The organism is Stenotrophomonas sp. TD3, assembly GCF_001939825.1.
GTDB lineage: Bacteria > Pseudomonadota > Gammaproteobacteria > Xanthomonadales > Xanthomonadaceae > Stenotrophomonas.
Genome location: NZ_MOYM01000001.1, coordinates 3,215,873 through 3,228,551, shown reverse-complemented (window position 1 = coordinate 3,228,551; position 12,679 = coordinate 3,215,873). Strand labels below are relative to the sequence as shown.

At 68.5% G+C, this 12,679-nt stretch carries 14 protein-coding genes; 10 read left to right on the top strand and 4 right to left on the bottom strand.

What is annotated here, in order from left to right; translation table 11 throughout:
• Nucleotides 1-69: 69 nt before the first annotated feature.
• Entirely contained in the window at nt 70-954 is an 885-nt protein-coding gene (locus BKE09_RS15045) for a LysR family transcriptional regulator (protein ID WP_075676261.1), read from the bottom strand.
• A 107-nt stretch (nt 955-1,061) separates the two neighbouring features.
• Here BKE09_RS15045 and BKE09_RS15040 point away from each other — a divergent pair, with 107 nt between their 5' ends.
• Nucleotides 1,062-2,120 (top strand): NAD(P)-dependent alcohol dehydrogenase, encoded by a 1,059-nt coding sequence (locus BKE09_RS15040; protein ID WP_014038467.1) that lies wholly within the window; start codon nt 1,062-1,064, stop codon nt 2,118-2,120.
• A 91-nt stretch (nt 2,121-2,211) separates the two neighbouring features.
• Here the strand turns inward: BKE09_RS15040 and BKE09_RS15035 are convergent, their stop codons facing one another.
• The gene (locus BKE09_RS15035) at nt 2,212-3,576 is read right to left on the bottom strand and encodes a glutamate--cysteine ligase (protein WP_075676260.1); all 1,365 of its coding nucleotides are present in this window, start codon (nt 3,574-3,576) and stop codon (nt 2,212-2,214) included.
• Between the two features lie 152 nt (nt 3,577-3,728).
• On the opposite strand from BKE09_RS15035, the gene BKE09_RS15030 reads away from it, so the two are divergent.
• The 3 genes from BKE09_RS15030 (at nt 3,729) to BKE09_RS15020 (ending at nt 6,365) form a co-directional block, all read left to right on the top strand.
• Nucleotides 3,729-4,433 carry a VIT family protein gene (locus BKE09_RS15030; RefSeq protein ID WP_075676259.1) on the top strand — a complete coding sequence of 235 codons (705 nt, stop codon included), beginning with the start codon at nt 3,729-3,731 and terminating at the stop codon, nt 4,431-4,433.
• The gene (locus BKE09_RS15025; protein WP_083663101.1) at nt 4,430-5,254 is read left to right on the top strand and encodes a helix-turn-helix transcriptional regulator; all 825 of its coding nucleotides are present in this window, start codon (nt 4,430-4,432) and stop codon (nt 5,252-5,254) included. Before BKE09_RS15030 ends, BKE09_RS15025 begins: the two co-directional genes overlap by 4 nt.
• Nucleotides 5,255-5,393: 139 nt before the next feature.
• On the top strand, nt 5,394-6,365 hold the full coding sequence (locus BKE09_RS15020) for an MBL fold metallo-hydrolase (RefSeq protein WP_075676258.1): 972 nt from the start codon (nt 5,394-5,396) through the stop codon (nt 6,363-6,365).
• A 73-nt stretch (nt 6,366-6,438) separates the two neighbouring features.
• On the opposite strand, the gene yihA is transcribed toward BKE09_RS15020, so the two are convergent.
• Nucleotides 6,439-7,041, bottom strand: a complete 603-nt coding sequence (gene yihA / locus BKE09_RS15015) for a ribosome biogenesis GTP-binding protein YihA/YsxC (protein ID WP_014038472.1) — start codon at nt 7,039-7,041, stop codon at nt 6,439-6,441.
• A 156-nt stretch (nt 7,042-7,197) separates the two neighbouring features.
• Between yihA and BKE09_RS15010 the strand changes: the two genes are divergently transcribed.
• From BKE09_RS15010 to BKE09_RS14995, 4 genes are all read left to right on the top strand, one after another.
• Nucleotides 7,198-7,998, top strand: a complete 801-nt coding sequence (locus tag BKE09_RS15010) for a c-type cytochrome (protein ID WP_075676257.1) — start codon at nt 7,198-7,200, stop codon at nt 7,996-7,998.
• Nucleotides 7,999-8,104: 106 nt separating this feature from the next.
• The gene (locus BKE09_RS15005; protein ID WP_014038474.1) at nt 8,105-8,755 is read left to right on the top strand and encodes a thiol:disulfide interchange protein DsbA/DsbL; all 651 of its coding nucleotides are present in this window, start codon (nt 8,105-8,107) and stop codon (nt 8,753-8,755) included.
• Nucleotides 8,756-8,861: 106 nt separating this feature from the next.
• Nucleotides 8,862-9,698, top strand: a complete 837-nt coding sequence (locus tag BKE09_RS15000; protein ID WP_075676256.1) for a thiol:disulfide interchange protein DsbA/DsbL — start codon at nt 8,862-8,864, stop codon at nt 9,696-9,698.
• Between the two features lie 53 nt (nt 9,699-9,751).
• Nucleotides 9,752-10,489 carry an endonuclease/exonuclease/phosphatase family protein gene (locus BKE09_RS14995; protein WP_170871753.1) on the top strand — a complete coding sequence of 246 codons (738 nt, stop codon included), beginning with the start codon at nt 9,752-9,754 and terminating at the stop codon, nt 10,487-10,489.
• A 48-nt stretch (nt 10,490-10,537) separates the two neighbouring features.
• On the opposite strand, the gene BKE09_RS14990 is transcribed toward BKE09_RS14995, so the two are convergent.
• A complete protein-coding gene (locus BKE09_RS14990) occupies nt 10,538-11,413 on the bottom strand; it encodes an EamA family transporter (RefSeq protein ID WP_075676254.1) in 876 nt (291 codons plus the stop codon).
• A 72-nt stretch (nt 11,414-11,485) separates the two neighbouring features.
• Between BKE09_RS14990 and BKE09_RS14985 the strand changes: the two genes are divergently transcribed.
• Together BKE09_RS14985 and BKE09_RS14980 are read left to right on the top strand one after the other, a co-directional pair.
• Nucleotides 11,486-11,968, top strand: a complete 483-nt coding sequence (locus BKE09_RS14985) for an Lrp/AsnC family transcriptional regulator (protein ID WP_014038477.1) — start codon at nt 11,486-11,488, stop codon at nt 11,966-11,968.
• A 77-nt stretch (nt 11,969-12,045) separates the two neighbouring features.
• Complete coding sequence (locus tag BKE09_RS14980) at nt 12,046-12,597, top strand: M23 family metallopeptidase (RefSeq protein WP_075676253.1); 552 nt, start codon at nt 12,046-12,048, stop codon at nt 12,595-12,597.
• Nucleotides 12,598-12,679 lie beyond the last annotated feature (82 nt).

Sequence of the window (12,679 nt, the reverse complement as noted above, 5' to 3'; positions counted from 1 at the left end):
TCGTCGGTCGGCAATGGCCTGCTGCGGTGGGTGCCGACCGTCGGTCGGCATTGCATCACCTGCCGCGATTCACTCCCGCAGCATATCCACGAACGCGCGCAGCGCACCCGGCATCTGCCGCTGCTTCGGGTAGTACAGCGCAAAGCCGGCGAACGGTTCGCTCCAGTCTTCCAGCACCGCCACCATCTGCCCTGAATCGATGTACGGCCGCGCGGTGTCTTCCAGCACATAGGCCAGGCCGATGCCATCGAGCACGGCACTGACCACGGTGCCCTGCTCGCCCAGGGTCAACCGCCCCGGCACGTCGATCTCCAGCGCCTGCCCCTCGCGTTCGAACTGCCACTTGTACAGATGGCCGCTGGCGAAGCGGAAGCGGATGCACTCATGCGCGGCCAGGTCGCGCGGGTGCTGCGGCGCCGAGCGCCTGCGCAGGTAGTCCGGCGAGCCGACGATCAGCCCGCGCAGCGGTGGCCCCATCGGCACCGCCACCATGTCCTCGGGGATGAACTCATGCAGGCGCACGCCGGCGTCATAGCCCTCGGCGACGATGTCGACCAGGCCATCGTTCTCGGTCAGCTCCACCCGCACGTCGGGATGGGCGTGCAGGAAGCGCGCCAGCCGCGGCCCCAGCTGGGTCGCCACCGCCGCACGGGTGGCGTTGATGCGCAGCAGGCCGGCCGGGGCGGCGCGGAACTGGTTCATCTCTTCCAGCGCGTCATGCACCTGCCCCAGTGCCGGTTGCAGGCGCTCGAGCAGGCGCTGCCCGGCCTCGGTCAGTGCCACGCTGCGGGTGGTTCGATGGAACAGGCCTACGCCCAGGCGTTCTTCCAGGGCGCGGATCGCATAGCTCACCGCCGAGGTCGACAGCGCCAGCTCGGCGCCGGCGCGGCGGAAGCTGCGGTGGCGGGCGACCGCCGCGAACGCGGCCAGGTGGGAGAGGTTGTCAGTGGCCATGATTGTGCAGTTTCACTTGATGAATCATGCCGATATCCGGGCTTCTTGCCGCTGGGTACGGGGCGTATTGTAAAACGCCTTTCGACAAACCCTGCCAAGGATTCCCCATGTCCCTCGCCCGTGGTTACGCCGCCCATTCACATACCGACCCACTGATCCCGTACGAGTTCGAACGCCGCGCGGTCGGCCCGGACGATGTGCGTATCGAGATCCTCTACAGCGGCATCTGCCACTCCGACCTGCACCAGGCCCGCGACGACTGGGGTGGCTCGATCTACCCGATGGTGCCGGGCCACGAGATCATCGGCCGCGTGACCGAGGTCGGCAGCAACGTCACCCGCTTCAAGGTCGGCGACCACGCCGGCGTGGGCTGCATGGTCGACTCGTGCCGCCACTGCGACGCCTGCGAGCACGATCTGGAGCAGTACTGCGCCGAAGGCGCGACCTGGACCTACAACGGCCGTGAACGCGAAAGCGGTGCGCCGACCTACGGCGGCTATTCCGACCACGTGGTGGTCGAGCAGCGCTTCGTGGTGAAGGTGTCCGACACGCTCGACCTGAAGGCGGCCGCGCCGCTGCTGTGCGCCGGCATCACCACCTGGTCGCCGCTGCGCCACTGGAAGGTCGGCCCGGGCCAGAAGGTCGGCGTGATCGGCCTCGGTGGCCTCGGCCACATGGGCGTGAAGTTCGCCAAGGCACTCGGCGCGCAGGTGGTGATGATCACCACCACGCCGGAAAAGGGTGCCGACGCCAAGCGCCTGGGCGCCGATGAAGTGCTGGTCTCGCGCGATGCCGCGCAGATGAAGGCGCACGCCGGCAGCTTCGACTTCCTGCTCAACACCATTCCGGTCGGCCATGACACCAACCCGTACATGGGCCTGCTCAAGCGCGAGGCCACCATGTGCCTGGTCGGCGTGCTGACCGAACTGGACCCGCCGCTGACCGGCGGCAGCGTGATCTTCGGCCGCAAGCACCTGACCGGCTCGGCGATCGGCGGCATGGCCGAAACCCAGGAAATGATGGACTTCTGTGCCGAGCACGGCATCGTCAGCGACGTCGAGATGATCGACATCAAGAACGTCAACGAAGCCTGGGAACGCATGGCGAAGAACGATGTGCGCTACCGCTTCGTGATCGACATGGCGACGATGAAGAACGCCGCCTGATCCAAGGTAGATGTGGAAACGAAAAACCCCGGCAATGCCGGGGTTTTTCTTCTGGTAGTGCCGGTCGCTGGCGGGCAACCCCGCATCGCGGTCAGTACGCGAACTCGCGGAACACCGGATCCACATCGCCGTGCCAGCGGCCATGGAACAGCGCCAGCTTGCGCTCGGCCGGGGTCAGGCCGGACTCGACGATCTCCTGCAGCACGTCCAGGAACTTGCTCTCGTCCTGGCCGTCGGCGTTGCGCGCCGCGCGGCGCTTGAGGCCTTCGACGGAAATCTTCACCGCTTCGCGGGCCAGGTCGCGCACGCTGCCATTACGGAACGGCAGGTTCATCGCATGCTTCGGCACGCCATCGCGCAGTGCATGACGCTCGGCCAGGGTGAAGTCCCGCACCAGGTCCCAGGCGGCATCCAGTGCGGTGTCGTCGTACAGCAGGCCCACCCAGAATGCCGGCAGCGCACACAGGCGGCTCCACGGGCCACCGTCGGCGCCACGCATCTCCAGGTACTTCTTCAGGCGCACTTCCGGGAACGCGGTGGTCATGTGGTCCGACCAGTCGCGCAGCGTGGGCAGCGCACCGGGCAGCACCGGCAGCCTGGCCTGCATGAAATCGCGGAAGCTCTGCCCGCTGGCGTCGTGGTAGATGCCATCGCGGTAGGAGAAATACATCGGCACGTCGAGCAGGTAGTCGACATAGCGCTCGTAACCGAAGCCATCCTCGAACACGAAGTCGAGCATGCCGGTGCGGTCGGCGTCGGTGTCGGTCCAGATGTGCGAGCGGTAGCTCAGGTAGCCGTTCGGCTTGCCTTCGGTAAACGGCGAATCGGCGAACAGCGCGGTGGCGATCGGCTGCAGCGCCAGCGACACGCGGAACTTCTTCACCATGTCCGCTTCGGTGGCGTAATCCAGGTTCACCTGCACCGTGCAGGTGCGGGTCATCATGTCCAGGCCCAGCGAGCCGACCTTGGGCATGTACGCGCGCATGATCTTGTAGCGGCCCTTCGGCATCCACGGCATTTCATCGCGCTTCCACTTCGGCTGGAAACCCATGCCGAGGAAGCCCAGCTGCAGTTCGCCGGCCACCTGCGCCACTTCGTTCAGATGGGTGCCGGTCTCCACGCAGGTCTGGTGGATGGTCTCCAGCGCCGCGCCGGACAGTTCCAGCTGACCGGCCGGTTCCAGTGTCACCGAGGCGCCATCGCGCAGCAGGGCGATGGTGTTGCCGTTCTCCTGCACCGGCTCCCAGCCAAAGCGGCCCAGGCCATTGAGCAGCGCCTCGATACCGCGCTCGCCTTCGAAGGTCGGCGGTCGCAGGTCATCCAGGCGGAACCCGAACTTCTCGTGCTCGGTACCGATGCGCCACTGCGCGCGGGGCTTCTCGCCGGAGGCGATCACCTCCACCAGCTGCGAGCGGTCGGTAATGGGGGTATCGGCGACGTGGCTGGGGCTCGACAAGGGGAAGGCTCGCTGGACAGTGGCGGGGGATGTGGGGCCCGGGGCCTTCCATCGCAAGGGCGCACTATAGCGTGGCGACCCGTTGCGTCATGCGACGGTGGCAGGTTTCAGCATCCTACCGACGCCCACTTGACCCTCGTACACTCAGAGCCATGAGCCGTCATTCACGACACCCCGAACTGCATCGCTCCGAGCGCGTCGGCTGGCTGCGTGCCGCCGTGCTGGGGGCAAACGATGGCATCGTCTCAGTGGCCGGCCTGGTGGTCGGCGTGGCCGCCAGCGGCGCCTCCGCGGCGACCATCCTGGCCACCGGCGTGGCTGGCACCGTGGCCGGCGCGATGTCGATGGCCGCCGGCGAGTATGTCTCGGTGCAGACCCAGGCCGACACCGAAGACGCCGACCTGGCGATGGAAAAGCGCGAACTGCACGAAGACCCGCACAGCGAGCTGGAAGAGCTGGCCGCAATCTACCGCCACCGCGGCCTGGAGCCTGCCCTGGCACGACAGGTGGCCGAACAGCTCACCGCCCACGACGCGCTGGGCGCCCATGCCCGCGACGAACTCGGCATCACCGATACCCTGCGCGCGCGCCCGTTGCAGGCAGCGCTGGCCTCGGCCGGTGCGTTCACCTGTGGCGCGGCGCTGCCGGTGCTGACCGCCCTGCTCGCGCCGGTCGACAAGGTCGCAGTGATGACCACCGCCAGTACCCTGCTCGGCCTGTGCCTGACCGGCGCGATGGCGGCCCAGGCCGGCGGCGCACCGCCTGTTCGCGGCGCAATCCGGGTGATGTTCTGGGGCGCGTTGGCGATGGCCGCGGCCGCAGGCGTCGGTCGCCTGCTCGGTGCCCACGTCTCGTGACCGGCATGCTGTCCCCGGCCACCGCACTGCTGGCCGAGATGGCCAGCCTGGCCGGCTGCGCACGCGCCGAGGGCTATGCGTGCATCACCGCTCGCCGGGAACATGGCGCCAGTTCGGTGGAGATTCCGCAACCGCAGTTCGCGATCCTGCTGGAAGGCCGCAAGCAGGTGCGCACCGCACACCAGTCGCTGGAATTCTTCCCCGGCGACATCCTGCTGCTGACCCAGCGCTGCCGCATCGATGTGGTCAACAGCCCCGATCCGCGCAGTGGCCGCTACCTCAGCGCCATCGTGCCGCTGTGTGCCGAAGTGCTGGCGGCCGCACGCACGCTGTGGAGCGAGGAACTTCCCGCCCCTGGCCAGGCGATGGCGCGACTGCCGTTGATCGACCATGGCGCAGTGCTGCGCCAGTGGCGCCAATCGCTGCAGGACGGTCGTTACAGCGACGCGCGGCTGGCCCTGGCCTCGCTCGTGCTGACCCTGTGCCGGCAGGGCCACGGCAACCTGCTGCTGCCGCAGGCGCCAAGCCTGGGCGAACAGATCCGCGACCGCATCGCCGCCGAACCAGCCCGCGACTGGCAATCGCGTGATGTGGAAGAACAGTTCGCGCTGAGCGGTGCGACCCTGCGCCGTCGCCTGGCGGCCGAGGACACCAGCCTGCGCCAGCTGCTCACCGAGGCCCGGCTGGCGCATGGCATGCAGCTGCTCTACACCACCGACCTGCCGTTGAAGACCGTCGCCGCACGCGCGGGCTACCGGTCTGCGGCCAGTTTCAGCAAGCGCTTCGCCGAGCAGTATGGACTGGCTCCCACAGACATTTGAGGGGGTTCGGCAGGGCTTGCAGCCCTGCAGACAAGACCCCCTTCCCTGAGCATTCCGCGCAGTGGTTTGAGCGCCGTGCACACGCCGGCCACGGCACGCTGGGCACAACGGAATCGCCCGTCATCCACCGAGAACCGCCATGACCCTGCGTCCCCTGCCGCTGCGCGGCGCCCTGCTGCTGGCCCTGTCATCCCTGCCGCTGGCTGCACTGGCCGAAGCCACCTCGCCCGCCCCCACCCAGCAGGTCCCCGGCGTCTACCACCAGCGCGTCGGTGCGCTGCAGGTCACCGCCCTGTTCGATGGCGTGGTCGCGCTGGGCCGGCAGGAAGTGGTCGACGTGCCACCGACACTGGTCAGCCGCCTGCTGGAGGGCCGCTACGTGCCCGAAGACAAGAAGGGCCTGCAGACCGCGATCAACGCCTTCCTGGTGCGCCAGGGCAACCACCTGACCCTGGTCGATACCGGCACCGCACAGTGCTTCGGCCCCGGCCTGGGCCAGGTGCTGGGCAACCTGCGTGCCTCCGGCGTGGACCCGGCCGAGGTGGACGAGGTGCTGTTGACCCACGCCCATCCGGACCACCTGTGCGGGGTGCTCGACGCGCAGGGCAAGCCGGCCTACCCGAATGCCACCGTGTGGCTGTCCAAGGCCGATGCCGATTACTGGCTCAACCCGGCCAGCGAGGCCACGGCGCCGAAGGGCGTGCGCTTCGCCTTCCCGCTGGCGCGCAACGCGGTCGCGCCGTACCAGGCCAGCGGCCACCTGCGCACTTTCAGCCCCGGCGATGCGCTGCCCGGTGGCGCGGTGGCGATGGACACCCATGGCCATACCCCCGGCCATGTCTCCTACCGGTTCGACAGCCAGGGCCAGTCACTGCTGGTATGGGGTGATGTGCTGCACTTCCATGCGGTGCAGTTCGCGCACCCGGAAGCCGCGTTCGAGGCCGATTCGGACCGCAAGGCGGCCATCGCCAGCCGTCGCGGCCTGCTGCAGCAGGCCACCGCCAACGGCTGGTGGGTGGCCGGTGCGCACCTGCCGTTCCCCGGTCTGGGCCATGTGCGTGGCGAGGGCCAGGCCTATGCGTGGGTGCCGGCGGAGTATTCGCCGTTGTGAGGGTGTGCCGACCAAGGTCGGCACCCATCCGATCGGGTAGCGCCCGGCTGCCAGCCGGGCGACCGGAAAGGCCTTATTCCAACCCCAGCCAGCCGCCGATCACGCCGCGGGCTTCGTCCACGCCGGTACGGTCTTCGCCGGAGAACACCTGCACGCTGACGCTGTCACCGTAGGCCGATTGCAGTTCCTTGCGCACCTTCTGCAGGGACTGCATCTGCTGGCTGCGGCTGAGCTTGTCGGCCTTGGTCAGCAGCGCGTGCGCCGGCAGGCCACGCTGCACGGCATAGGACAGCATCTGCCGGTCGTAGTCCTTCAGCGGATGGCGGATGTCCATCACCACCACCAGGCCCTTCAGGGCCTCGCGGGTGCGGAAATACCTGTCGATGAAGGCCTGCCAGTGCGCCTGCAGGTCCAGCGGCACCTTGGCGTAGCCGTAACCGGGCAGGTCGACCAGATGCGCTTCCGGGGTGACCTGGAAGAACACCAGCTGCTGGGTGCGGCCGGGCGTCTTGGAGACACGGGCCAGGGCGTTCTGGCGGGTCAGCGCGTTGAGCGCACTGGACTTGCCGGCGTTGGAGCGGCCGGCAAAGGCCACTTCGGCCCCTTCATCGGGCGGCAGCTGCCGCACGTTGTGGGCCGAAAGGTGGTAACGGGCGCGTTCGATGAGCAATGACATGTGCCTAGGATCGCATGTTGCGGCGCCGCGCGCCCGTGCCGGCGGCCGCTGCGGCCATTTTGCTGCACTGCTGCGTTGACCGTGCGCGGAAACGGCGTTGATAATCCGGGCGATGCCGGCGGCCACCGCCCGGCCCGGTCCATACGGAGCTTTAGCATGCGCCACGCTCGCGTTCTTGCCGTATCCGCCCTTGCCACTGCTGTAGTCGTTGCCGCTGCTGCGTTCGCGCAGACCACGTTGACCCCGCTACCCGACAACGGGCCGATCCGTACCGCCTCGCTGGAGGTGGATTTCAGCAAGACCCACTGGGGCGATGCCAAGGCAGGCCAGACCAAGGCGACGGCCTGCGCGGCCTGCCATGGTGCCGACGGCAATTCCACGGTGGAGATGTACCCGTCCATCGCCGGCCAGAGCGAACGCTACGTGGCCCAGCAGATGGCCCTGATCGCCAACGGCCAGCGCAGTTCCGGCGCGGCGGTGGCGATGGTGCCGTTCGTGCAGAACCTCACCCCGCAGGACATGCGCGACATCGGCGCGTTCTTCGCCACGCAGAAAGCCACCGCTGGTATCGCCGATGACACGGCGGTGACCGAGGGCCCCTACAAGGGCATGAAGTTCTACGAGATCGGCCAGCAGCTGTACCGTGGCGGCGACGCCAAGCGCGGCCTGCCGGCCTGCATGGCCTGCCACGGCCCCAGCGGTGCCGGCAATCCCGGCCCGGCCTATCCGCACCTCGGTGGGCAGCACGCCAGCTATGTCGCGCGCCGCCTGCAGGAGTACCAGGCCGGCCAGACCAGCGAGACCGACAAGGCGCACTTCCAGATCATGGCCACGGTCGCGCAGAAGCTCAGCGAGCAGGAGGTGCAGGCGCTGTCGAGCTACCTGCAGGGCCTGCACAACAAGGCCGACGATGTGGCCACTGCAGCCACGCCGACGCAACCGGCTGCCGCCCCCTGACCACCACTGGTCGGCCCGGGCCGCCACCTCGGCCCGCGGCTGCGGTATGTTTCCTTCACGCCGGCGGCTGCGCCGGCGTTGCTTTTTTCAACGGAGATGCGTGTCGATGAGGTTGATTTCCCGCCTGCTGTTGTCCGTGCTGGTACTGCTGCCGCTGGTAGCCTGCGCCGCCACCCCCGCCAATGCCCCGCTGGTCGAGGGCAAAGACTACGAGCGCATCGCCCAGCCGGGCCCGTTCCAGCCGCTGGCCGGCAAGATCGAGGTGGTCGAGGTCTTCGGCTACACCTGCCCGCACTGCGCCCATTTCGAACCGCAGCTGGAAGCCTGGGCGGCCAAGCTGCCGGCCGACGTGCGCTTCACCCCGGTGCCGGCGGCCTTCGGCGGCGCCTGGGATGCCTGGGCACTGGCCTACTACGCCGCCGACGAAGTCGGCGTGGCCAAGCGCAGCCATGCCGCCGTGTTCAAGGCCCTGCACGAACAGGGCTCGCTGCCGATGCAGAACGTCTCGGCCGATGAGCTCGCCACCTTCTACAAGGCCTACGGCGTGACCCCGGACCGCTACATCCAGGCCCTGCGCGGCGATGCCGTGCAGAAGAAGGTCGAGGCCGCGCGCGCGTTCGCCCAGCGCACCAAGATTCCGGGCACCCCGGCCATCATCATCAACGGCCAGTACCTGGTGCGCGGCAACAGCTTCGACGACCAGCTGCGCATCGCCTCGGCGCTGATCGCCCAGGCCCGCGCTGCCCGCGGCCGCTGAACCCAGCCCCACCACCGACACGGCACTGTCGCCGCCGCGTGTCATCATTTCCCTCTGGCCGGCGCCTGCCGCCGGCCCCACCATTCCAGATGCTGGAGACGTTTCCATGAAGATCCGTTACGCCCTCGCCCTCGCAGCGCTGCTGCCGATCCTGGCCGCCTGCAAGGCCGACGACGGCAGCACCAACACCACCGCGGCCCCGGCCGAACCGGCAGCCACCCCGGCCGCCACCACTGAACCGGTCGCCGCACCGGCTGCGGGCAGCGAAGGCGCCGCGCCGGCTGCCGCCGAAGGCGAGAAGGCCCCGGCCGAAGCCGCCCCCGCCGCCGCGCCGGCCCCGACCACCGCCGCGCTGACCGGCCCGGCCCCGGTGGAAGGCGCCGATTACCAGGTGATCCCGAACGGCCAGCCGTTCCAGCCCGCTGCCGGCAAGATCGAAGTGACCGAGATCTTCGGCTACGTCTGCCCGGCCTGCGCCGCGTTCCAGCCGCTGGTCGGCCCGTGGAAGGCAGGCCTGCCGAGCGACGTGAACTTCGTCTACGTGCCGGCCATGTTCGGCGGCACCTGGGATGACTACGCCCGTGCCTTCTACGCCGCGCAGACCCTGGGCGTGCAGGAAAAGACCCACGAAGCGCTGTACGCCGCCATCCACTCGCAGAAGACCCTGAAGGGCGAGCGCGGCCGTGACTCGGTGGAAGACATCGCCAAGTTCTACACCGCCTACGGCGTGGATCCGAAGCAGTTCGCCGCCACCATGGGCAGCTTCGCAGTGAATGCCAAGACCAACTCGGCCAAGCAGTTCGCCCAGCGCAGCCAGATCAGCGGCACCCCGTCGATCATCGTCAACGGCAAGTACCTGGTGAAGGGCAAGAGCTTCCCGGACATGCTGCGCATCGCCGACCACCTGATCGCCCGCGAACGCGGTGCGGCCCAGGCTCACTGATCCAAGAGAAGCGTTTCCCGGCCGTGAATTCCCCCCGTACACGGACCCTGCGCTTGCTGACGGCCAACATCCAGGCCGGCTCAAGTACCCGCCGCTACAGCGACTATGTGACCCGCAGCTGGTCACATGCGCTGCCGGCGGGTCGCAAGCGCAGCAGCCTGGACGCGATCGCCACCCTGGCGCGCGAACATGACATCGTCGGCCTGCAGGAGGCCGACCCGGGCAGCCTGCGCTCGGGCTTCACCAACCAGACCCACTACCTGGCCCAGCGCGCCGGCTTCAACTACTGGAGCCACCAGCCAAACCGGCGCATGGGCGGGGTCGCCTCCAGCGCCAATGGCCTGCTGAGCAAGCTGGAACCGGTGGAAGTGCAGGACCACGCCCTACCCGGTCGCATCGGCGGGCGTGGCGTGCTGCTGGCCAAGTTCGGCGACGGTGCCGATGGCCTCGCGGTGGCGGTGGCCCATCTGTCGCTGGGCGCAGGCTCACGGATGTCGCAGCTCGGCTTCATCGCCGAACTGCTGTCCGACCACCCAAACGCGGTGCTGATGGGCGACTTCAACTGCCTGGCCGAACGCCCGGAAATGCAGGTGCTGTACCAGAAGACCCGGCTGCAGCCCCCCGGCTGCATCGTGCCGACCTTCCCCAGCTGGCGCCCCGACCGCGCCATCGACCACATCCTGGTCAGCAGTGGCCTGCAAACCCGCACCGTGGAAGCCGTACCGGCCGCGTTCTCCGATCACCTCGCGCTGGCGATGGCGATCGATGTCCCGGCCAACGCCCTGCGCTGAACCGCCGCCCTGGTAGGTGCGGACCGTTGGTCCGCACGCTCTCCGCCGCTACCCGGCCTGCACCACCGGCACCTTCAACCGTCGCGCGGTCATCGTGCTGCCCACCGAGGCCAGCACCGTGCAGCCGATCGCCAGCCACTGCAGCCCGTGCAGGTGTTCGTGCAGCAACAGCATCGCCCACAGCGCGGCCACCGCCGGCTCCATGCTGATCAGGATGCCGAAGGTCTCCTTGGGCAGGCGCTTGAGCGCCATCATCTCCAGCGACATCGGGATCGCACTGGACACCAGCGCCACCATCAGGCCGGCCGCCAGGATCTTCGGATCGAGCAGCGCGGCACCGGCATGCACCACGCCCACCGGCACCACCACCAGCGAGGCCGCCAGCAACCCCAGCGACACCGAATGACCGGCGTGCAGGTGGCCGGCACGCTTGCCGAACACGATGTACAGGCCCCAGCACGCCGCTGCGCCCATCGCATACAGCACGCCAGCCGGGTCCAACGCGGGGCCGCCGCCCAGCGGCAGCAGCAGCAACAGCCCCACCACCGCACAGCCCACCCAGACGAAGTCGATCGGTCGTCGTGACGACAGCATCGCCACCGTCAGCGGCCCGGTGAACTCGATGGCCACCGCGATGCCGAAGGGAATCGTGCGCAGGGCCATGTAGAACAGCAGGTTCATCAGGCCCAGGGTGAGCCCGTAGCGCAGGATGGTGATCGCATCCACGCGGCTGGTCTTCCAGCGCCACGGCCGCCAGAACAGCAGCAGCAACAGCGCCGAGAAGCCCACGCGCAGCGCGCTGGTGCCCTGGGCGCCGATCAGCGGGAACAGGTGTTTTGCGTAGGAGGTGCCGATGGCCAGCGAGGTGACCGAGCCAAGCACCGCCAGCGCCGGCAACATCGGCGCGAGTCGTGAGGTCTGCATGCGCAAAGTCTATTGCGCCGGCGCCGAGCACTTGGCTCAATTGACGGCCCGTTCGTGCAATTTCTGCTCGCCATGGCCACCGCCCCCGTGCTCGACAGTTTCGACCGCGCCATCCTCGACCTGCTGCAGCGGGACAACACCCTGCCGCAGCGCGAAATCGCCGAGGCCGTGCACCTGTCCACCCCGGCCGTGCAGCGCCGCATCAAGCGCCTGCAGGACAGCGGCGTGATCGCGGCCAATGTGGCAGTGATCGATGCCGCAAAGATCGGCCGGCCGCTGACCATCATCGTCGAGGTGCGCGTGGTCAGCGAGCAGCGCGAGCGCGTGGCGCCGTTCAAGCGCCGCGTACAGGACGATCCTGCCGTGCAGCAGTGCTACTCGATCACCGGCGACGGCGATTTCCTGCTGCTGCTTTCGGCGGCGTCGATGGAGGAATACGAGGCGATCACAGAGCGGTTGTTCGGTGGCGATGACAACATCGAACGCTTCAGAACGTCGGTCGCGCTGGGTACGTTGAAACGCAGTTTCGAAGTGCCGCTGCTGCCGGTTCTGTAGCGTCGAGCCATGCTCGACTGCTTTTTGACCGCAAAGCAACAGCCGTCGAGCAGGGCTCGACGCTACAGTCGGAGACCATGAACACATCGCCCTCCCCCGCCCGTCGCCTGCGCCGCTGGCTGCTGCGTGGCCTATGGCTGGCCATCGCCATCGTCGCCGCGTTGATGCTGTGGAACAGCCCATGGGCCGCTGCACCGAAGCTGCTGTGGACACTCTCGCGGATGCCGGCCGCCACGCAGCTGCCGGTGCCGGTGGACGGCGTGCGCCCCCGCCAGATCGCCGATACCTTCGGCGCGCCGCGTGGCCGTGACCGTTCCCACGCCGGCATCGACATCTTCGCCAAGCGCGGTACCCCGGTGCGCAGTGCCACGGCCGGCGTCGTCGTGGATGTCAGCGACCGCGGCCTCGGTGGCCGCCAGGTGTGGGTGATCGGGCCCGGGCGCGAACGCTACTACTACGCGCATCTGGAGGACTGGGCCGAGGGCCTGTCACGCGGCCAGGTGGTCCAGGCCGGCGACCTGCTTGGCAACGTCGGCGACAGCGGCAACGCCAAGGGCACGCCGCCGCACCTGCACTGGGGCATCTACGGCGCCGACGGCGCGCGCGATCCACTGCCGCTGCTGCACTGAACCCGGTTTGTAGCGTCAATCCAGCTCGATACCCCGGGGCAGCGGGCCCAATCGTTCAGGATTTGTAAATAGGAATAGTTCG